Source organism: Nocardioides sp. DN36, from assembly GCF_055380375.1.
The window spans coordinates 278,009-296,821 of the sequence record NZ_AP043823.1 but is presented as its reverse complement, the minus strand read 5'-3'; the positions used below and the strand labels follow the sequence as shown (position 1 = coordinate 296,821).

Annotated in this window: 21 protein-coding genes; 8 read left to right on the top strand and 13 right to left on the bottom strand. The window is 73.6% G+C overall.

Annotated elements, in window-relative coordinates; translation table 11 throughout:
* Nucleotides 1-59 precede the first annotated feature (59 nt).
* Genes ACZ43H_RS02340 through ACZ43H_RS02330 form a run of 3 tightly spaced genes read left to right on the top strand, consistent with a single transcriptional unit; the run spans nt 60 to nt 3,777 of the window.
* Nucleotides 60-857, top strand: coding sequence for an oxamate carbamoyltransferase subunit AllH family protein (locus tag ACZ43H_RS02340; protein WP_464587438.1), 798 nt, complete (start codon nt 60-62; stop codon nt 855-857).
* Nucleotides 854-2,338: an FdrA family protein gene (locus ACZ43H_RS02335; protein WP_464587436.1), complete on the top strand. Its 1,485-nt coding sequence runs from the start codon at nt 854-856 to the stop codon at nt 2,336-2,338. The genes ACZ43H_RS02340 and ACZ43H_RS02335 overlap by 4 nt, the downstream gene beginning before the upstream one ends.
* An 8-nt stretch (nt 2,339-2,346) precedes the next feature.
* The gene (locus ACZ43H_RS02330) at nt 2,347-3,777 is read left to right on the top strand and encodes a YlbE family protein (protein ID WP_464587434.1); all 1,431 of its coding nucleotides are present in this window, start codon (nt 2,347-2,349) and stop codon (nt 3,775-3,777) included.
* On the opposite strand, the gene ACZ43H_RS02325 is transcribed toward ACZ43H_RS02330, so the two are convergent.
* The 8 genes from ACZ43H_RS02325 to moeZ form a co-directional block, all read right to left on the bottom strand.
* Nucleotides 3,743-4,066 (bottom strand): MGMT family protein, encoded by a 324-nt coding sequence (locus ACZ43H_RS02325; RefSeq protein WP_464587433.1) that lies wholly within the window; start codon nt 4,064-4,066, stop codon nt 3,743-3,745. The two genes, ACZ43H_RS02330 and ACZ43H_RS02325, sit on opposite strands and share 35 nt — an antisense overlap.
* Nucleotides 4,066-4,572, bottom strand: coding sequence for a hypothetical protein (locus tag ACZ43H_RS02320; protein ID WP_464587431.1), 507 nt, complete (start codon nt 4,570-4,572; stop codon nt 4,066-4,068). The genes ACZ43H_RS02325 and ACZ43H_RS02320 overlap by 1 nt, the downstream gene beginning before the upstream one ends.
* Entirely contained in the window at nt 4,569-5,864 is a 1,296-nt protein-coding gene (locus ACZ43H_RS02315; protein WP_464587430.1) for a DUF58 domain-containing protein, read from the bottom strand. The genes ACZ43H_RS02320 and ACZ43H_RS02315 overlap by 4 nt, the downstream gene beginning before the upstream one ends.
* Nucleotides 5,861-6,838: an AAA family ATPase gene (locus tag ACZ43H_RS02310; RefSeq protein ID WP_464587428.1), complete on the bottom strand. Its 978-nt coding sequence runs from the start codon at nt 6,836-6,838 to the stop codon at nt 5,861-5,863. Before ACZ43H_RS02310 ends, ACZ43H_RS02315 begins: the two co-directional genes overlap by 4 nt.
* The gene (locus ACZ43H_RS02305; RefSeq protein WP_464587426.1) at nt 6,835-7,269 is read right to left on the bottom strand and encodes a hypothetical protein; all 435 of its coding nucleotides are present in this window, start codon (nt 7,267-7,269) and stop codon (nt 6,835-6,837) included. Before ACZ43H_RS02305 ends, ACZ43H_RS02310 begins: the two co-directional genes overlap by 4 nt.
* Nucleotides 7,266-8,003 (bottom strand): DUF4129 domain-containing protein, encoded by a 738-nt coding sequence (locus ACZ43H_RS02300; RefSeq protein ID WP_464587425.1) that lies wholly within the window; start codon nt 8,001-8,003, stop codon nt 7,266-7,268. Before ACZ43H_RS02300 ends, ACZ43H_RS02305 begins: the two co-directional genes overlap by 4 nt.
* A gap of 206 nt (nt 8,004-8,209) precedes the next feature.
* The gene (locus tag ACZ43H_RS02295) at nt 8,210-9,100 is read right to left on the bottom strand and encodes a serine protease family protein (RefSeq protein ID WP_464587423.1); all 891 of its coding nucleotides are present in this window, start codon (nt 9,098-9,100) and stop codon (nt 8,210-8,212) included.
* A gap of 167 nt (nt 9,101-9,267) precedes the next feature.
* A complete protein-coding gene (gene moeZ, locus ACZ43H_RS02290) occupies nt 9,268-10,467 on the bottom strand; it encodes an adenylyltransferase/sulfurtransferase MoeZ (protein ID WP_464587422.1) in 1,200 nt (399 codons plus the stop codon).
* Between the two features lie 184 nt (nt 10,468-10,651).
* Between moeZ and ACZ43H_RS02285 the strand changes: the two genes are divergently transcribed.
* Together ACZ43H_RS02285 and ACZ43H_RS02280 are read left to right on the top strand one after the other, a co-directional pair.
* Nucleotides 10,652-11,290, top strand: coding sequence for a TetR/AcrR family transcriptional regulator (locus ACZ43H_RS02285; protein ID WP_464587420.1), 639 nt, complete (start codon nt 10,652-10,654; stop codon nt 11,288-11,290).
* Nucleotides 11,291-11,343: 53 nt separating this feature from the next.
* Nucleotides 11,344-11,565: a DUF3107 domain-containing protein gene (locus ACZ43H_RS02280; RefSeq protein ID WP_464587418.1), complete on the top strand. Its 222-nt coding sequence runs from the start codon at nt 11,344-11,346 to the stop codon at nt 11,563-11,565.
* Here ACZ43H_RS02280 and ACZ43H_RS02275 read toward each other — a convergent pair.
* A complete protein-coding gene (locus ACZ43H_RS02275) occupies nt 11,562-12,266 on the bottom strand; it encodes a ferritin-like fold-containing protein (RefSeq protein ID WP_464587417.1) in 705 nt (234 codons plus the stop codon). The genes ACZ43H_RS02280 and ACZ43H_RS02275 overlap by 4 nt on opposite strands.
* 244 nt (nt 12,267-12,510) lie before the next feature.
* Between ACZ43H_RS02275 and ACZ43H_RS02270 the strand changes: the two genes are divergently transcribed.
* Entirely contained in the window at nt 12,511-13,917 is a 1,407-nt protein-coding gene (locus tag ACZ43H_RS02270; RefSeq protein ID WP_464587415.1) for a DEAD/DEAH box helicase, read from the top strand.
* A gap of 168 nt (nt 13,918-14,085) precedes the next feature.
* Here ACZ43H_RS02270 and ACZ43H_RS02265 read toward each other — a convergent pair whose 3' ends face one another.
* A complete protein-coding gene (locus ACZ43H_RS02265; RefSeq protein ID WP_464587414.1) occupies nt 14,086-14,799 on the bottom strand; it encodes a L,D-transpeptidase in 714 nt (237 codons plus the stop codon).
* A 3-nt stretch (nt 14,800-14,802) separates the two neighbouring features.
* On the bottom strand, nt 14,803-15,627 hold the full coding sequence (locus tag ACZ43H_RS02260; protein ID WP_464587412.1) for a ParA family protein: 825 nt from the start codon (nt 15,625-15,627) through the stop codon (nt 14,803-14,805).
* 61 nt (nt 15,628-15,688) lie between these two features.
* On the opposite strand from ACZ43H_RS02260, the gene ACZ43H_RS02255 reads away from it, so the two are divergent.
* Nucleotides 15,689-16,468: an SDR family NAD(P)-dependent oxidoreductase gene (locus ACZ43H_RS02255; RefSeq protein WP_464587410.1), complete on the top strand. Its 780-nt coding sequence runs from the start codon at nt 15,689-15,691 to the stop codon at nt 16,466-16,468.
* A gap of 6 nt (nt 16,469-16,474) precedes the next feature.
* Here ACZ43H_RS02255 and ACZ43H_RS02250 read toward each other — a convergent pair whose 3' ends face one another.
* Nucleotides 16,475-17,092: a MarC family protein gene (locus tag ACZ43H_RS02250; protein ID WP_379178957.1), complete on the bottom strand. Its 618-nt coding sequence runs from the start codon at nt 17,090-17,092 to the stop codon at nt 16,475-16,477.
* Nucleotides 17,089-17,967, bottom strand: coding sequence for a PHP domain-containing protein (locus tag ACZ43H_RS02245; RefSeq protein ID WP_464587409.1), 879 nt, complete (start codon nt 17,965-17,967; stop codon nt 17,089-17,091). The genes ACZ43H_RS02250 and ACZ43H_RS02245 overlap by 4 nt, the downstream gene beginning before the upstream one ends.
* A gap of 134 nt (nt 17,968-18,101) precedes the next feature.
* Between ACZ43H_RS02245 and ACZ43H_RS02240 the strand changes: the two genes are divergently transcribed.
* Nucleotides 18,102-18,812, top strand: coding sequence for an ANTAR domain-containing protein (locus ACZ43H_RS02240; protein WP_464587408.1), 711 nt, complete (start codon nt 18,102-18,104; stop codon nt 18,810-18,812).
* Nucleotide 18,813: the final 1 nt, after the last annotated feature.

Below are 18,813 nucleotides of genomic sequence, written 5' to 3'. Positions count from 1 at the left end.
GATCGTTGGCACAACCTCACATCGGCAAACGGTAACCGGGACGACTAGCGTCGTTCGACGTGACCTCAGGCTCCGTCGCGGCCAGCGCCCCGCCCCGTGTGCTGGAGCGGCTGCGCCAGGCGCCGGACGGTCCGCGCAGCGTGCTCCACCGGGGGCGCCACGCGGTCTACCTCGACCTCGACGGCTGGTGCTTGGGGGTCGTCGGGAGCGCCGCCACCCAGGTCCCGTGCGCGCTGCGGCTGGGCACCGACGACCTCGCCACGCTCGAGGGCGGCTCGGCACACGTCCGGGGCGGGGTCCTCCACGTCGACGCCAGGCCGGTGACCGTGGGTCGGGTCGTGGGCACGCAGGTCCCCCGGTTCGACCTCGCGGAGGTGCGCCGGCGCGCGGCCCGGGACAGCGAGTCAGACCAGGCCGCCCCCATCTCCCCGCCGGCCGCCGTGGTCGAGTTCGTCGAGTCCGTGGGACTGGTGCGCAGCCCGGCCCGGGCCCTCGACCCCGCCGACGTCGCCCGGCTCCTGGGCCGCGGCGACGGCCTGACCCCGCTCGGCGACGACGTGCTGTGCGGCTGGCTCGCGCTGCACCGCGCCGCCGGGCGCGCCACCCTCGTCGTGGACGCCGCCGTCCGATCCCTGCTCCCCCGCACCACGCTGCTCTCCGCGACGCTGCTCGACTGCGCGCTGCACGGCGAGGTCGTCCCCGAGTTCGCGGCGTACGTCGCCGCGCTCGGCACCCCCGACGTTGCCCACCGGGCCGCGGCCCTCGCCGCGGTCGGGCACACCTCCGGCGCCGGACTCCTGTACGGCGCCCTCCTGGCCCTGGCCGAGCTCCACCACACGAACGGAGTCGCTGCATGACCGACCTGACCCACGTCGAGCTGCGAGCCGGCGCCTACGCCGACTCGGTGACGCTGCTGCAGGTGAGCCGCACGGTGCAGGGCGTCGACGGTGTCGCCGCCGCCCAGGTGGCCATGGCCACCCCGCTCAACGTCGACGTCCTCACCCAGATGGGCTTCGAGGTGCCGGCCGGCGCCGGCCCGAACGACATGGTCGTCGCGCTGCGTCTCGACGAGCCGGACGCGCTCGAGCGAGCGCTCGCCGGGGTCGACCTCGCGCTGCGCGAGGCGAGCCGCCGCGACAGCGGCCCCAGCGAGGTGGCCCCGCCGCGCACGACCGCCGCGGCGCTGACCCGCTCCCCCGACGCGGTCACGCTGGTCTCGGTGCCCGGCGCCAACGCGTTCGTCGAGGCGATGGACGCGCTCGACGCGGACCGGGACGTGATGATCTTCAGCGACAACGTGCCGCTGGACCAGGAGCTGACCCTCAAGCGCACCGCCACCGAGCGTGGCCTGCTGGTGATGGGTCCCGACTGCGGCACCGCCGTGGTCGGCGGCCTCGGCCTCGGCTTCGCCAACACGGTGGCGCCCGGTCCGGTGGGCATCGTCGCCGCCTCCGGCACCGGCTGCCAGCAGCTGCTCGCGCTCCTCGACCACGCAGGCGTCGGGGTGACCTCCGCGCTCGGCGTCGGCGGCCGCGACCTGTCCGCCGACGTGCGGGGCCTCTCGACCCGGGAGGCGATGCGCCGGCTCGACGCCGACCCGGCGGTCGAGCTCGTCGTGGTGGTGTCCAAGCCCCCGGCCGAGGAGGTCGCCCTCGAGGTCCGCGAGCACGCCGACTCCCTGGGCACGCCCGTGGAGCTGGCGCTGCTCGGCCCCGGCCGGCCGGACATCACCGCGGCCGCCGAGCAGGTGCTGCGACGGCTGGGCCGCGACGTACCGACCTGGCCGGTGCAGGGCCACGCCTCCCCCGCCACGAGCGGCACCGCTCTGGCCGGCCTGTTCGTCGGCGGGACGCTCTGCGACGAGGCGATGCTGATCGCTGCCGGCGACCTCGGCCCGGTGCACAGCAACATTCCGCTCTCCCCCGACCTCGCGCTCGGCCAGGACCTGGCCGCCCCCGCCGACGGCCCCGGCCACACGATGGTCGACTTCGGTGACGACGCCCTCACCGCCGGGCGTGCCCACCCGATGATCGACCCGACGCTGCGCCTGGACCACCTGGCCCGCGTCGCCGCCGACGAGCGGACCGCCGTCGTCCTCATGGACGTCGTGCTGGGCCACGGCTCGGAGCCAGACCCCGCCGCCCTGCTGGCTCCGGCGATCGCCGCCGTCGCCCAGCCGGTGGTCGTCGCGGTGGTCGGCACCGGCGCCGACCCGCAGGGCCTCGACCGCCAGGTCCGCGCGCTCGTGGACGCCGGCGCCGAGGTCCACCTGTCCAACGCCGCCGCCACCCGGCGTGCGATCGAGCTCCTCCCCCAGACCGGAAAGGGCCAGCGATGACTTCAGCGATGACCACCCCCACCCACGTGGTGTCCGCCGGGGCGGACCTGTTCGCCGACGCCGTGGCCGCCCAGGCGGTCGACGTCAGCCGGGTCGACTGGCGTCCGCCGATGTCGGGCACCGACGCCGACCTCGCCGCCGTCGCGGCCGACCCGCTGCGCCGCGACGCCAACCGGCGCGCGCTCGCGAAGATGCTGGGCGTGACCGCCCACCTGGTCGACGTCGCCCCCGCGTCCGAGCTCCTCGGCCTCGAGCCCGGCCAGTTCCTCCACGCCGGTCCCCCGATCACCTGGGACCGCGCCTCGGGGCCGCTGCGCGGTGCCTTGATGGGCGGCGCCGCGCTCGAGGGACTCGTCGAGGACCCCGAGGACGCGGTCGCGCTGTTCGAGGACGGCGGCAACGTCTCCCTCGAGCCCTGCCACCACCACAGCTCCGTCGGGCCGATGGCGGGCGTGGTGACACCGAGCATGTGGATGTTCGTGCTCGAGGACCTCGAGACCGGTGCCCGCACCCACTGCTCGCTCAACGAGGGGCTCGGCAAGGTGCTGCGGTACGGCGCCTACGGCCCCGACGTGCTCACCCGGCTGCGCTGGATGCGCGACGTGCTCGGCCCGCTGCTGCAGCAGTCGGTCCGCACCACGGTGGCCGGGGCCGGTCCGGTCGACGTGACCGGCATCCTCACCCAGATGCTGCAGATGGGCGACGAGGCCCACAACCGCAACCGGGCCGGCACCCTGATGCTGCTGCGCGACCTCGCCCCGGCGATGGTCGAGAGCGCCGCGGACGCCGGCTTCGGCCAGGCCGACGTGGCCGAGGTGCTGCGCTTCATCGGCGGCAACGACCACTTCTTCCTCAACCTCGCGATGCCCGCCTGCAAGCTCGCGCTCGACGCCGCCCGCGGCACCGAAGGCTCCACCATGGTGGTGGCCATGGCGCGCAACGGGACCGACTTCGGCATCCAGGTCGCCGGCACCGGCGACGAGTGGTTCACCGGGCCGGCCCAGCTCGCCGACGGGCTCTTCCTCGGTGACTACGGACCGGACGACGCCAACCCCGACATCGGCGACTCGGCGATCACCGAGACCGCCGGCATCGGCGGGTTCGCGATGGCGACCGCGCCGGCGATCGTGCGGCTGGTCGGCGGCTCGGTGCCGGACGCACTGGCGACCACCCGCCGGATGCACGAGATCACGCTGGGCGAGAACCCCCGCTGGTCGGTGCCGGTGCTGGAGTTCCAGGGCGTGCCGAGCGGCATCGACGTCACCCGCGTCTGCCGGACGGGCATCCTGCCCCAGATCAACACCGGGATGGCCGGCCGGCAGGCCGGCGTGGGCCAGGTCGGCGCCGGGCTGGTCACGCCGCCCGCCGAGATCTTCCCGAAGGCGCTGGCCCGGCTGGCCGAGCTCAGTCGAGGGCGGGCCGCCAGAACGCCTGCCTGATGTCGACGTTGCCGGTCGGGCGCAGCGGCGTGCCCTCCTCGAGGTAGCGCTGCCGCGCCTCGCCCTGGTGGCTGGGTGGCAGGGAGCCGTCGGCCCTGACCACCCGCCACCACGGGACCGGTCCGCCGTGGGCCGCCATGACCGAGCCGACCTGGCGCGGGCCGCCCCCGCCCAGCAGCTCGCCGACCACCTCGGCGACCGCGCCGTACGTCGTCACCCGGCCGCGCGGCACCCGCTCGACGCAGGACAGCACCAGCTCGGCGTACTCCTCGGGGTCGATGCGGGCCATCAGCCGGCGTCCTTGGTCACGGCCAGCGTGGCGACCGCGGCGGCGGCGAGCGCCACGGCCATGCCGACGACCCAGATGACGGGTGTCCCGGGGCGCGGCAGGCCGACCGCGAGGACCAGCGCCAGCGGCGAGAGCAGGAAGGCTCCGGCTCCCCGGCGCAGCCAGAGCCGGGCCGTGGCGGGGTCGACCGCCATCGTCTCGGGGCCGTAGGAGGCGAGCAGCGCCGCCACGTGGGAGGCCAGCAGCGCCGCTGCCGCCACCAGTGCCCACCCGGGCACGCCGTCGTGGACGGCCATCCCCCACCACACCACCACCGCGCCCAGCGCACCGGTCCCGAAGGGTGACTCGGGCGAGCGCGCGTGCGCGACGGACAGCCCCGCGACGAGCACCACGAGCCAGGCGTACGGCGGCGCCCCCGCCGGCGCGGTCGCGAGCAGGGCGACCAGCGGGCCGATGGCGACGACCACCCGCAACAGCCACTGGGACCGGGGCCAGGCGCGGATCATCGCGCACGCACCCGGGGCAGCTGGGCCCGGCGGGCCAGCCGGTGCAGGACGGCGTCGAGGGTGCCGGGGCCGCGCCAGGGGACCACCGGGCAGCCGAGCGAGGCGAGCTGGTCGAGGACCTCGCGGCGCTCGACCAGACGCATCCGCCAGGCCAGCTCGGCGACCTGCGGGTCGGTGCCCTCGACCACGGACGGCGTGACCCGGTCCGGGAGCGGGTCGACGACCAGGACCGGCACGCCCCGCTGCACCAGCGTGGCCGCGAGGGTCCCCATCGCCTCGGCCAGCATCGGCGAGAGCACGATCACCTCGGTCCCGGCGGTCACCCCGAGCTGGAGCGGCTCGCCCCGCAGCCCGCGCGGCGCCCCCACCCGGAGGCTTGCCAGCCGGCCGAGGATCCGTCGCAGGTGGCGCGCGCCGGCGCCGTACCGCACCGTCTCGCCACCGCTGCCCACCACCCGCAGCGCGACGCGGTCGCCGCGGCGGACGTGGTGCTCGGCGAGCGCCGCGGCGGCCCGGACCGTCACGTCCAGGCTGCTGGCCGCGCCCCCCACGCCGCCCGAGATCCCGTGGTCGGCGAACGCGTCGACCACCAGCAGCACGGCGGCGTCCTCCTCGCCCCGGGTGCTGACCACGTGGAGCGCGTCGGTGCGCAGGGAGACCCGCCAGTTGATGCGACGCAGCCGGTCCCCCGCGTGGAAGGGCCGGATCGCGGCGAACTCCGACCCGTCGCCGGGGCGGCGCGAGCGGTGCGCCCCCACCAGTCCCAGGGGCTGCGGCGCCTCGGCACGCGAGTCGAACACCGCCCGCACGGGGAGCACCTGCAAGGCGGGTACGCCGACGTCGACCGGGCCCCACCGGTAGCCGCACCAGGGGCTGGTGAGCGCAGCGTTCTCCTCCCCCAGGTCGCGGCGCCCCCAACGACGAGGACTCACCTCCAGCACGGGCAGCTCGCCGTCCGGCCCGACCAGCCGGCCCACGGCCCCCGAGCCGGGGTGCAGCGCGAGGTACGGGCCCGGTGCGGCGAACCGGGTGATCTGCTCGACCCCGCCCAGGTCGTCGACGACCAGCCGCGAGCGGGTGCCCTGGCCCTCGTGCAACACGGTGTGGTCCAGCGTCCCTCGGATCTCGGGGCTCGAGGCGGGCCGGTGCAGCACCCCCAGGGCCCCCAGGAGCAGGAACGGCGCCGTGAGCACCATGATCGTCGGCTCGCCGAAGAGCACCGCCGACGCGAGGCCGACGGCCCCCAGCGCCACCGCACGGGTCAGCGCCGGGGTGATCCGCCAGGCGGTCATCCCCGTGCGGCGTGCTCGAGGGTCGAGGGCGTCGGCACGCTGCGCAGCACCTCGTCGACGACCGAGCGTCCGCTCACGTCGGTCATCCACAGCTCGGGACGGACGGTGATCCGGTGCGCCAGCACCGCTCGGGCCACCACCTTGACGTCCTCGGGGATGACGTAGTCACGGCCCCGCAGCACCGCGAAGGCCCGCGCGGTGAGCACCAGGGCCAGCGACCCGCGCGGCGAGGAGCCGGTCAGCACGTCGGCGTGCACCCGGGTGGCGGAGGCCAGCTCGACGCAGTAGCGGCCGACGCTCTCGTCGACCTGCACCGTCTCGGTGGCGGCCTGGATCTCGAGGAGGCCGGCGGCGTCGGTGACCCGGTCGAGCACGACCTCCTCGCGCTGGCGCTCGAGGCGGCGGGCGAGCACGTCGTACTCCTCGGCGGACGAGGGGTAGCCGAAGCTCACCCGGAGCAGGAAACGGTCGAGCTGGGCCTCGGGCAGCGGGTAGGTGCCTTCGTACTCGATGGGGTTGGCGGTCGCCAGCACGCAGAACGGCTCGGGCAGCGGGAACGTCTCGCCCTCGACGGTGACCTGGTGCTCCTGCATCGCCTCGAGCAGCGCCGACTGGGTCTTGGGAGGCGTCCGGTTGATCTCGTCGGCGAGCAGCAGCCCGGTGAAGATCGGGCCGCGGCGGAACTCGAACTCGCCGCGGCGCTGGTCGTAGAGGAAGGACCCGGTCAGGTCGGCCGGCAACAGGTCCGGGGTGAACTGCGCACGCCGGAAGTCCAGGCCGAGTGCCTGGGCGAACGACCGGGCCGCGAGGGTCTTGCCGAGCCCCGGGAAGTCCTCGAGGAGCACGTGCCCCTTGGCCAGGATCGCGGCCAGCACCAGGGTCAGCGCGTCCCTCTTGCCGACCACGGCTCGCTCGACCTCGTCCAGCACTCGTCCGGCCAGCTGGGACGCCTCGGCCACCCTCTCGTTCCTCACCGCTCCTCGATCCTCCTCAGGTAGTCGTCGATCTGCGCCTTGCCCAGACGCCGGGGTGGTCCCTCGAGCTCGTCGGCCAGCTCCCCGTCGGAGAGGTCCACCAGCCGGTCGCGCAGCACGCCGCTCGGCGTCGGCGAGGTCAGGTGGTCCTCCACCATCCGGACGTAGCCGGCCAGCCGGGCGTCGGACCCGGTCGGCAGCACGGAGTGTGACGGCTGGGCGCTCCAGGTCGCCGGTCCGGAGACGGCCAGGCTGTCGCGCGCCAGCCCGGCGGCCGCGACGCCGACGCCCACGAGCAGCGCGAGGCGCAACGGGTCGGGCGCGTAGTCGACGACGGTGAGCGTGACCTCGAGGACGGCGTACAGCGCGAGCGCGCCCAGCGCCCGCCACCACCACCGCACGTGGCCCGCCGCGCCCACGGTCTCGCTCACGACCCCGCCCCCGACCGGGTCGGCAGCCGGGCGTGGATGGCGTCGAGGGCGGCGAGGGCCGCCGACCGGGTCTCCTCCCCCATCGGGTGGTCGGAGAAGCGGGCCTCGCGGTAGAGCCCGCCGAGGCGTGCGACGTCGGCGGAGCCGGCGTCGACCATGTCGAGGACCCGCAGCGTGAACTCGGCCGACGTCTCCCACTCCGCCCGCACCACTCCGGCCGCCGCGGCCTGCTCCTCGAACCGGTGCCAGCAGGCGACGATCGCGTTGCGGGGTGTCCCGTCGAGCAGTGCCGCCCGCTGGTCCTCCGCGTCGTGGGCGATCGCCTCGGCCACCCGGCGCGGCGTCTCGATCACGTCGAACGCCACCTCGGGCGGGGGCGGCGGTCGGCGGCGGATCTCGCGCAGCCGCTCCCACGTGCCGCGGGCCACCTGGAACAGGCCGGCCAGCAGGAGCAGCGCCACCGCCGCCTCGAAGATCGCCACCAGGGCCCGGAGCAGGTCCGGGTCACCACCGCGCGGGGCGTCGGCGTTCTCGGAGCCGGGGCTGGCCGTGCTCGAGGACGAGGCGGTGTCCGAGGGCCGGGTCGGGAGCGGGACGCTGTGCACGGTCGGTCCGTCGCCCCGGAGCACGCCGCCCGGGCCGACCGAGGACGCCCAGGTCACCAGCATCGTCACCAGCAGCACGGAGCCGATGACCGTCGCCACGGCCACCGTCGACGCGCGCCTGGCCCCCATGGGCCGAACCTATCGGGGCTCCGGCCCGAGAGCGATCACGGCAAGGGCACGATCCGCGGGTCGGGCCGGGTCGCGGGACGGCGACTGCCCCGCCCGCTGGCGCGGACGGGGCAGTCGTCGTGGCCGTGTCGTCGACGGCCGCGTGTCAGAGGCTCACCCGAGAGGGGCCTCGGACGCTCCCTCGCTGGTCGAGGTCGGGGTCGTCCTCAGAGGACGGGCGAGAACGGCTCGGTGCCGTTGACCAGCTGCAGGCCCGAGATGCCGGAGTGCTGCTGCGCGAAGGCGAGCTCCTTGGCCAGGTCGCCGATGTTGTTCGACGCCGGCAGCGGCGCCAGGCCGAGCGTGGACAGGACGCCGATGGCCTTGCCGTCGGCGCTCAGGAACCCGGAGCCCGAGTCTCCGGGGATGCCCGGGGACACGGTGTAGAGCGGGTGCGACCAGCCACCGTCGGCGGCGTCGTCACCCAGGCTGACGCCGGTGTGCGGCGAGAGCGGCTCGAGGCCGGCCCGCAGGCTGGAGTTGCCGTAGGTGTAGACCCGGTCACCGGCGGCGGTGCCGTCGGTGTCGATGCCGGTCGGGCCACCCCAGAACGGGACGCTCGGGTTGACCTTGGAGACGTCCCCGGCGTCGACCTTGACCAGGGCGAGGTCGTTGTAGGCGCAGGTGTTCGGGTCGGTGGTGCCCAGCTGCTTCTCGGTCAGCCAGGACGAGTACACCAAGGTGCCCGAGCCCACCTGGGTGCCCTCGTCCACCAGGCTGCCGCCCTCGTTGAAGGTCACCTTGGTGCCCAGCGGCAGCGAGTCGGTCTTGCAGCCGTCGGTGTCGGTCGAGGAACCGGTGCCGGCGCAGTGCGCGGCGTACCCGACGTAGACGTTCGCGGCCGCGTCGGTGTAGACGAAGTTCGCGGTGCACTGGGCGCCCTCGGTGTACATCATCGTCCCGGGGTGGATCTTGGCCGTGTCGGCCGGCGCCCAGGCGGTGGTGCCGGCCGCCGTTGCGGGGGCGGCGGTGGCGATGGCGGTGCCGAGCGCGGCGCTGCTCAGGACGGCGAGCGCCCCGGTGGCGACCCGGGCTGTCTTCGACGGTGCAAACCTCATGGGGTGGATCCCTCCCGATGTGCGGGGCCGAGGGCGCGGTCGCCGACGGCGGCTGTGCAGGGTCCAACGAGACATGGCCCGAACGGGTTACGCCGGAGTAGTCATCTCGGGCCAGACGCACGTCGACCCGCCACCGGATCCGGTGGCGGGTCGACGTGGGTGAGGAGTCAGTACGACGGCTGGCTGGGGTCGATCTGGTTGACCCACGCGGCCACGCCACCGCCGACGTGCACCGCGTCGGAGTACCCGGCGCCCTTGACGATCGCCAGCGTCTCGGCCGAGCGCACGCCGGTCTTGCAGTGCATGACGACCTGCTTGTCGGCCGGCAGCTGCTCCAGCGCGCTGCCGTTGAGGAAGTCGCCCTTGGGGATCAGCACGGAGCCCGGGATCTTGTTGATCTCGTACTCGTTGGGCTCGCGCACGTCGACGAGCACGAAGTCGCGCGTGCCCTCCTCGCGCTCCTTGAGCATCGCCTCGAGCTGGGTCACCGAGATCGTGGAGCCCGCGGCGGCGTCCGCGGCGTCCTCGGAGATCGCGCCGCAGAAGGACTCGTAGTCGATCAGCCCGGTGACGGTCGGGTTCTCGCCGCACAGCGCGCAGTTCGGGTCCTTGCGCACCTTGAGCTTGCGGTACTCCATCTCGAGGGCGTCGTAGATCATCAGCTTGCCCACCAGCGGGTCGCCGATGCCGGTCAGCAGCTTGATGGCCTCGTTGACCTGGATGGAGCCGATGCTGGCGCACAGCACGCCCAGCACGCCGCCCTCGGCGCACGACGGGACCATGCCCGGCGGCGGGGGCTCGGGGTAGAGGCAGCGGTAGCACGGGGCGTCGTCCGCGATGGTGGGCGCGAACACCGACGCCTGGCCGTCGAAGCGGTAGATCGAGCCCCACACGTAGGGGATCCCGAGGAAGTACGCCGCGTCGTTGACCATGTAGCGGGTCGCGAAGTTGTCGGTGCCGTCGACGATCAGGTCGTAGCCGCGGAAGACGTCCATGACGTTGTCGTTCTCGAGGCGCTCCTCGTGGAGCACGACGTCCACGTAGGGGTTGGCCTCCGCGATCGACTCCTTGGCCGACTGCGCCTTGGACTTCCCGACGTCCGACTGCCCGTGGATGATCTGGCGCTGCAGGTTGGACTCGTCGACCTCGTCGAACTCCGCGATGCCGATCGTGCCCACGCCGGCCGCGGCCAGGTAGAGCAGCGCCGGGCTGCCCAGGCCACCGGCGCCGATCACGAGCACCTTGGCGTTCTTCAGACGCTTCTGGCCGCCCATCCCGACGTCGGGGATGATCAGGTGCCGGCTGTAGCGCCGCACCTCGTCGATGGTCAGCTCGTCGGCCGGCTCCACGAGTGGGGGAAAGGGCACTGCTCGCTCCTCGTACGTCGTCGGACTCTCTCGGTTGGCACAACATCCGGGAGTCCGACCATGTTCCCCGCTCCCCCGGGACGTCCCGCCGCGCGTCCCGTCATCCGGACGGAGGTGACCAGCGGGTAGGCTGCGGACTCCGCGGGTGAGATCCGACACCCGAGCCGAGGCCGAGGAGCATGACTTGAGCGCTGGTCAGCACGACACCGCAGTCTCCCGTCCGCGCGGCAACCGGATGCCGCGCCGGGAGCGTCGCGCCCAGCTGCTGGAGTCGGCGCTCGAGGTGTTCGTGGCGCAGGGCTACCACGCTGCCGCCATGGACGACATCGCCGACCGCGCCGGCGTCTCCAAGCCGGTGCTCTACCAGCACTTCCCCGGCAAGCTGGACCTCTACCTCGCGCTGCTCGACGCCTCCTGCGACACGATCATCGACAACTGCCGCCAGGCGCTCGCCTCCACCCAGGACAACAAGCTGCGGGTGGCGGCGACGATGGACGCCTTCTTCGAGTACGTCGCCAGCGACACCGGCGCGTTCCGCCTCGTGTTCGAGTCCGACCTGACCAACGAGCCGGCCGTGCGCGAGCAGGTCGACCGGGTCACCTCGGAGTGCGCCACGATGATCGCCCACGTCATCCACGACGACACGGGGCTGCCGGACACCGCCTCCCGCCTGCTCGCGGTCTCCCTGGTGGGAATGGCCCAGGTGAGCGCGCGGTTCTGGCTGTCGGAGGCGGGCGGCATCACCAAGGCCGACGCCGCCGCTCTCGTCGCCGGGCTGGCCTGGCGCGGGATCCGCGGCTACCCCCTCACCGACGACCACTGACCCGTACGCGCTGGTCGCGCCCGTCCGCGACCACCACCAGAAAGGAACCGACCGTGGAGGTCAAGATCGGCGTCCAGCACGCCCCCCGAGAGCTTGTCGTCGAGACCGACGAGACCGCAGACGCCGTCGAGAAGACCGTCGCCGAGGCCGTGGCCTCCGGCGGCATCCTCACCCTCACCGACAGCAAGCACCGCAAGGTGATCGTGCCCGCCTCGAAGCTCGCCTACGTCGAGATCGGTGGCGGCGTCACTGGCCAGGTCGGCTTCCGCTCCTAGGAGGCGAGCCCCAGCTCGGCCATCCGCTCGGCGTGCCGCTCGGTGAGCCGGGTGAACATCCGGCCGATCGCGGCGAGGTCGAGGCCCGGTCGGTCCACGCCACCGGCGAGCAGGGCCGAGAGGGCGTCGCGCTCCGCGGCCACCCGCTGGGCCTGGGTCAGGGCCTCCCCCATCAGCCGGCGACCCCACAGGGCGAGCCGGCCGCCCAGCCGCGGGTCGGCCGCGATGGCGGCACGGACCCGGTCGACCGCGAACCGGGCGTGACCGCTGTCCTCCAGCGAGGCGAGGACCAGGTCCCGGGTGCCGGTGTCGAGGTAGGCCGCGATCTCGCGGTAGAAGTCGTTGGCCAGCCCGTCCCCGACGAAGGCCTTGATCAGCCCCTCGTACCAGTCCGACGGGGCGGTGTGCTCGTGGAACAGGTCGATCGCCGAGCGGAACGGCGCCATCGCCGCGAACGGGTCGGCGCCGAGCTCGGTCATCCGGTCGAGCAGCGGCCCGACGTGGGCGAACTCGGCCGTCGCCATCGAGGCGATCGCGACCTTGTCCTCCAGCGAGGGCGCCATCTTCGCGTCCTCGCAGAGCCGCTCGAACGCCGAGATCTCGCCGTACGTGATCGCCCCCAGCAGGTCGATGACGGCCTCCCGGTAGGCGGGGTCCTGGAACGCCAGCGGGCCGTCCGACGCTGCGGGCGATTCAGTCATGCGCGAACCCTACCGATACAGTGGCGAGGAACGATCGTCGTGCCCGCCCCGGGCGGGGACCGACGCAGCATGTGCGCGGCAGACCCTCCCCTGTGAGTCCGCCGCACCGAACTTCTTCGGCTGAACCGGCTGAACTCACGAAAGCGACAAGACACTGACCACGTTCCGAGAGCTCGGGGTCCTCCCCGAGATTTGCGACGCGCTGGAGCGCGCCGGCATCACGACCCCCTTCGCCATCCAGGAGATGACCCTCTCCGTCGCCCTCCTGGGCACCGACCTGATCGGCCAGGCCCGCACCGGCACCGGCAAGACGCTGGCCTTCGGCATCCCGGTGCTGCAGCGCAGCGTCGCGCCGAGCGACCCGGCGTACGCCGACCTGCCGCAGGGCAAGCCGCAGGCGCTGATCGTCGCCCCGACCCGCGAGCTCGCGCTGCAGGTCTCCAACGACCTCCACCTGGCCAGCAAGGACCTCGGGCTCCGGGTCCTCACGGTCTACGGCGGGGTCGGCTACGACACCCAGCTCGACACGCTCGCGAGCGGCGTCGACATCGTGGTCGGCACGCCCGGCCGCCTGATCGACCTGGCCAACCGCAAGGCGCTCGACGTGTCGCACGTGCACGCCCTGGTGCTCGACGAGGCCGACGAGATGCTGGACCTCGGGTTCCTGCCCGACGTCGAGCGGATCTTGAAGATGACCCCCGAGACCCGGCAGACGATGCTGTTCTCGGCGACGATGCCGGCCGCGATCGTGGCGCTGGCCCGCACCCACATGCGGCACCCGATGAACATCCGCGCCGAGTCGTCGTACGAGAACGCCACGGTGCCGGCGACCGCGCAGTTCATCTACCAGGCCCACGACCTCGACAAGCCCGAGATCATCGGCCGCGTCCTGCAGGCCGAGGACGCCGGCAAGGTCATCGTCTTCACCCGCACCAAGCGCCAGGCGCAGCGGGTCGCCGACGACCTCGCGGAGCGCGGCTTCTCCGCCAGCCCGCTGCACGGCGACATGGCGCAGGTGGCGCGCGAGAAGGCGCTGACGAAGTTCCGCGAGGACAAGCTCCGTGTCCTGGTCGCCACCGACGTCGCCGCCCGTGGCATCGACGTCGCCGGCGTCTCGCACGTCATCAACTACACCTGCCCCGAGGACGACAAGACCTACGTCCACCGGATCGGTCGCACCGGCCGGGCCGGCGCCACCGGCACCGCGATCACGTTCGTCGACTGGGCGGACCTGCACCGCTGGAAGATGATCAACAAGGCGCTGGACCTGCCGTTCGACGAGCCGCAGGAGACCTACTCGACCTCCGAGCACCTCTTCCACGACCAGGGCATCGCCCCGGGCACGAAGGGCCGCATCGTCGACCCGGCGCCGGTCGAGCGCAAGCCGCGCGAGGACCGCGGCGAGCGGTCCGACCGTGGCGGCGACCGCCCCGCGCGCAACCGCAACCGGAGCCGCACCCGCAGCCGGGGCGGCGAGCCGGTCGCCGGGGACGCGAGCACGACCTCGGCTCCTGCCGACGCGGGTGAGTCCACCGGGGACGCCTCCGGCGAGCAGCGCTCCGGTGGCAATCGGAACCGCCGCCGTCGTCGCCGCTCCTCCGGGGCGGGCTCCGGCGCCGACTCCGCTCCCGCTCCGGCCTCCGCCGAGTAGCCCGCCCACCCGTCGCTCGTCGACGGGCAGGACACGTCGACCCGTCGTCAATTGACGACGGGTCGATGCACTTCAGCGTGAAGCTGCGACAGGTCGACGCCGTACGCCGTGAAGCTGCGACAGGTCGACGCCGTACGCCGTGAAGCTGCGACGGGTCGGCGGGTCCGGTCAGACGACGACGACGGTGGTGCCGATCGGCGCGAACTTCCACAGCGCGATCGCGTCGCCGCGGCGCTGCCGGATGCAGCCGTGGGACTGGGGGGTGCCGAGCTGGGCGACGGACTGCACGAGCCGGCCGTCGTCGACGGGGATGTCGTGGAAGCCGATGGCGGCCCGGTCACCGTGCGTGAAGCGCACGAAGTACCTCATCGTGCCGGAGTCGTCGATGCCCCACGCCTGCTCGGAACGGGAGTAGACCTCGAAGGTGCCCGGGGAGAGGTTGTCGGTCACGCTGCCGGAGACCAGGTAGGTGCGCAGCACCCGGTCGTGGGCGCCCACCAGCCACACGCGCTGCCGGCCCTCGCTGAACACGACCCGACGGCCGGTCCCGGAGCGGAACGGCAGGGCGGTGTCGAGCGTGTCCCGGGCGCGGTACTCCGAAGCGTCCGCGCTCCCCTCGCTGGTCACCGGGGCCGCGTCACCCTGCGCGGTGGCGCCGTCGGGGCTCGTCGCCTCCGCGGAGGACCGCTCCGACCCGGTCGTGGACTCGTGGGCCGACACCTGCTCGATCGCGGCGGGGGCCCGGTGCTCCGGGGTCGAGGCGGCCGACGGCAGCATCCCGCTGCCGCCGAGCACGGCGACGGCGGTGACCGTGACCGACGACCCCAGCACGGCGATGCGCCCGTAGCGGGGGCGGACACTGTGCTCGCGGTGTCGGCTCACGGCTCAGCCCTTCTTCTTCGAGGACGACTTCCGGGCCGGCTTCGAGCGCGGCCGCTGGGACCGGGCCACCAGGTTGACCGCGACCTCGCGGTAGGCCTGGGCGCCCTTGTTGGAGCGGCTGGTCGCGAGGATCGAGCGGCCGGCGGCCGGGGCCTCGGCGAACTTGATCGTCTTCGGGATCGGCGGCTCGACGACCTCGAGGTCGTAGGTGTCGGAGATCGTCTCGAGCACGGTGCGGGCGTGGTTGGTCCGGCCGTCGTACAGCGTGGGCAGCACGCCCCACACCTCGAGCTTGCGGTTGGTGAAGCGGCGCACGTCGTGGACGGTGTCGAGCAGCTGGCCGACCCCGCGGTGCGAGAGCGTCTCGCACTGCAACGGGACGAGCACGCCGTTCGCCGCGGTCAGCGCGGCGACGGTGAGGACGCCGAGCGAGGGCGGGCAGTCCAGCAGGACCCAGTCGTAGTGCTCGTCTCCGAGGTCCTCCTCGAGCGCCTCGATGGCCGACTTGATGACGTGCTCGCGTCCGGTGCGGGTGAGCAGGTCCGCCTCGGCGCGGGCCAGCTCGATCGTGGCCGGCATCAGGTCGACGCCGTCCTCGGTCTCGATGATGACCTCGGTCGGGTCCAGCCCCTTGGTCAGCACGTGGTGGACCGACAGCTCGACGTCCTCGGGGTCGATGCCGAGCGAGAACGTGAGGCAGGCCTGCGGGTCGAGGTCGACCAGGAGCACCCGGTGGCCGAGCTCGGCGAGAGCCGCCCCCAGGGATGCGACCGTGGTCGTCTTGGCGACGCCGCCCTTCTGGTTGGCGATCGCGAGTGTCGTGGTCATCGGTCCATATCATGCCCGACGCCCTTGCTCATCTCGCGGCGACACCTGTTTGCTTGCCCGCATGTCTGAAATGCGTTCCGCCGACGGCACCGCCCTCGTCACGGGCGCGACGGCCGGCATCGGCCATGCGTTCGCCGTCCAGCTGGCCCGCCGCGGCCACGACCTGGTGCTCGTCGCGCGCGACGAGGAGCGGCTGGAGCAGGTGGCCGCCGAGCTGCGGGCCGCGCACGACGTGCAGGTGGAGGTGCTGCCCGCCGACCTGACCGACCGCGACGCAATCGGCCGCGTGGAGAAGCGGCTGGCCGACCCGGACCGCCCGGTGGAGCTGCTGGTCAACAATGCCGGCTTCGGGCTGAAGGGCCGGTTCCTCGACAACCCCGTGGACGCCGAGAACGCGATGCTCGACGTGCTGGTGACCGCCGTGCTGCGGCTCAGCCACGCGGCGCTCGGCGCCATGACCCGACGCGGGCACGGCGGCATCATCAACGTCTCCAGCGTCGCCGCGTTCCTGCCCCGCGGCAGCTACAGCGCGGCCAAGGCGTGGGTGAACAGCTTCGGCGAGTGGGCCGCAGCGGAGTACCGACCCCAGGGGGTGACGGTGACGACGCTGTGCCCGGGGTTCACCCGGACGGAGTTCCACGAGCGGATGGACGTCGGCCGCGACTCCGCACCGTCGTTCCTGTGGCTCGACGTCGACGACCTCGTCGAGCAGGCCCTCGCGGACTTCGACAAGGGTCGCGTCTACTCGATCCCCAGCGCCCGCTACAAGGCGATCGCCACCGCCGCCCGGCTCGTCCCCGGGCGGGTGCTCCAGCGGTTCCAGGCACTGGGGCGCAAGTAGGCCGGCTCAGCCCTCGCCGGCGATGAAGGCCCGGACCGCGTCGGCCACCAGCTGCACCGCGATCGCCGACAGCAGCAGACCCGCGATCCGGGTCACCAGCAGCACGCCGCTCTCGCGGATCAGCCGCAGGATCGGCAGGGAGTAGCGCATCGCTGCCCACAGGCACACGTGCACGAGCACCACGCCCGCGGCGACGGCCACGAAGTCCGGTCCGTCGTGCACGTCGCGCGAGAAGACCATCGTCGCGACGATCGCACCGGGGCCGGCCAGCAGCGGGGTGCCCAGCGGCACCAGCGCGACGTTGGTGCCGACGGCCGCGGTCGGTTCCTGCTCGTTCCCCGTGAGGAGCTCGAGCGCGACCAGCAGGAGCAGCAGGCCACCGGCACACTGCAGGGCCGGCAGCGAGATGTGCAGGTAGGCCAGGATCTGCTGGCCGAAGAACGCGAAGATCGCGATCACGAAGAAGGAGACCGCCACCGCCTGCCAGGCCGCCTTGCGGGCGGTGTGGGCCGAGCGTCCGGCGGTCAGCGACAGGAAGATCGGCACGGTGCCGACCGGGTCCATGATCACGAACAGCGTCACGAAGACCTCGGTCAGCAGCACGCCGTTGACCAGCGTGCTCACCCCTGCACCACCTGCGGCGTGCTCCGCCCGGACCGGGCCGCGGCGGCACCGGCCAGGTCGAGGAGCCGGTGGTACTCGTCCGGGTCGGTGGTGTTGCAGCCGAGCTCGTGGTCGACCTTGCCGGTGCCGTGGTGGTCGCTGGACCCCGTGGCGACCAGGCCGAGATTGCGGGCGATGCCACGCAGCCGCTCCCGGGTCGGGCCGTCGTGGTCCTGGTGGTCGACCTCGATCCCGGCGAGGCCCGCGTCGGCCAGCGCGGCCAGGGTCTGCTCGTCGGGCTCCTGGCGGCCGTGGCGTCCCCACGGGTGGGCGATCACGCTCACACCCCCGGCCTCGCCGACGATCCGCAGCATCGGCTCGAGGGGGGCGGCGTAGCGGTTGGCGTACGCCGGCCGACCCGGGCTGAGGAAGCGCCGGAACGCCTCGGTGCGGTCCGCGACGACCTCGAGGTCGACCAGCGCGTCCGCGACGTGCGGGCGGCCCGTCGAGACGGCGTCGCCGGACACCCGGCGTACGTCCTCGTCGTCGATGTCGATGCCGAGCTCACGCAGCCGCTCCAGCATCGCCGGCAGCCTGGAGCTGCGCCCCTCGAGGATCCGGTCCAGCTCGGCGACCAGACCGGGGTGGGTCGGGTCGGGCAGGTAGGCCAGCAGGTGGACGCCGCGGCCGTCGTGCCGGGTGCTGATCTCCATGCCGCGCACCAGCGCGACGCCGGCCTCACGTGCCGCGACCGCGGCCTCGTCCCACCCCTCCGCGGTGTCGTGGTCGGTGAGTGCGACGACGTCGAGCCCCGCCTCCGCGGCCGCGCGCACCAGCTCTGCCGGGCTCTGCGTCCCGTCGCTGGCGCGCGAGTGGGTGTGGAGATCGATGCGCACGCGAGAACTCTAGAAGGGGGTGCGGCCGCCACGGGAAACGGCGGACGTGTGGATCGCACCACCCCTGTGTCACGCTGGGGGTGTCGGCCCCGACCTGCTTGCTGCAGACCACCGGCGCCGGCGGAGAGGTCCCCGTGACCCACCCCGAGGAACCGTTTCCTCACCCGGTCGAGTTCGAGGCGGTGCTCCATGCCTCCGACCAGCTCACCGTGGCGGCATCGGCCGTGACGTCCGTCGCGCTCGGCCTGCTCGACGTCGACGCCGTCGGCCTGGCCCTGCACGGTCCTGGCGGCTCCCTCGTCCGCCTCAGCACCACCAGCGACCTGGTCGACCGGCTCGACCGGATCCAGGCCGACCTCGGCGAGGGGCCAGGCCTGGGCGGGTTCTACGTCGGGTCGGAGCGATTCACGGCCGACGCACGGGTGGACGAGCGCTGGCCGGGCTGGAGCCGGGCGGCCGTCGGGCTGGGCCTGCTGTCGGTGCACATGACGGCGCTGGCGCCGTTGCGCGGTCGCGGCGTGAGCCTCGATCTCTACTCCCACCGGGCGCACGGCATCACGGCCGCCACGGTGGCCGCCGTCGCGGCGCTGTCCCTGCCCTCGGCGCTCGACCTCGCGGCGATCGGTCGGCTCGACCTGCTGCAGCGGGCGATGCGCGCCCGGCAGGTCCTCGGCCAGGCCCAGGGCATCCTCATGGAGCGGCACGAGCTGACCGCCCCGCAGGCGAAGGCCGTGCACGACAGCCGGGCGTCGGGCACCGGGCTCTCCGTCGACGTCCTCGCGCGCTCCGTGGCCCTGGGCGAGCCGCTGCCCTGGCCGCCCGGACCGCGCGACCCCACCCCGTGAC

Bases quoted from the DNA above. Each gene is read 5' to 3' on its own strand.
- ACZ43H_RS02335 (WP_464587436.1), top strand. From the start codon at position 854: ATGACCGACCTGACCCACGTCGAGCTGCGAGCCGGCGCCTACGCCGAC.
- ACZ43H_RS02330 (WP_464587434.1), top strand. From the start codon at position 2,347: ATGACCACCCCCACCCACGTGGTGTCCGCCGGGGCGGACCTGTTCGCC.
- ACZ43H_RS02325 (WP_464587433.1), bottom strand. From the start codon at position 4,066: ATGGCCCGCATCGACCCCGAGGAGTACGCCGAGCTGGTGCTGTCCTGC.
- ACZ43H_RS02320 (WP_464587431.1), bottom strand. From the start codon at position 4,572: ATGATCCGCGCCTGGCCCCGGTCCCAGTGGCTGTTGCGGGTGGTCGTC.
- ACZ43H_RS02315 (WP_464587430.1), bottom strand. From the start codon at position 5,864: ATGACCGCCTGGCGGATCACCCCGGCGCTGACCCGTGCGGTGGCGCTG.
- ACZ43H_RS02300 (WP_464587425.1), bottom strand. From the start codon at position 8,003: ATGGGGGCCAGGCGCGCGTCGACGGTGGCCGTGGCGACGGTCATCGGC.
- ACZ43H_RS02295 (WP_464587423.1), bottom strand. From the start codon at position 9,100: ATGAGGTTTGCACCGTCGAAGACAGCCCGGGTCGCCACCGGGGCGCTC.
- ACZ43H_RS02275 (WP_464587417.1), bottom strand. From the start codon at position 12,266: ATGACTGAATCGCCCGCAGCGTCGGACGGCCCGCTGGCGTTCCAGGAC.
- ACZ43H_RS02270 (WP_464587415.1), top strand. From the start codon at position 12,511: ATGACCCTCTCCGTCGCCCTCCTGGGCACCGACCTGATCGGCCAGGCC.
- ACZ43H_RS02260 (WP_464587412.1), bottom strand. From the start codon at position 15,627: ATGACCACGACACTCGCGATCGCCAACCAGAAGGGCGGCGTCGCCAAG.
- ACZ43H_RS02255 (WP_464587410.1), top strand. From the start codon at position 15,689: ATGTCTGAAATGCGTTCCGCCGACGGCACCGCCCTCGTCACGGGCGCG.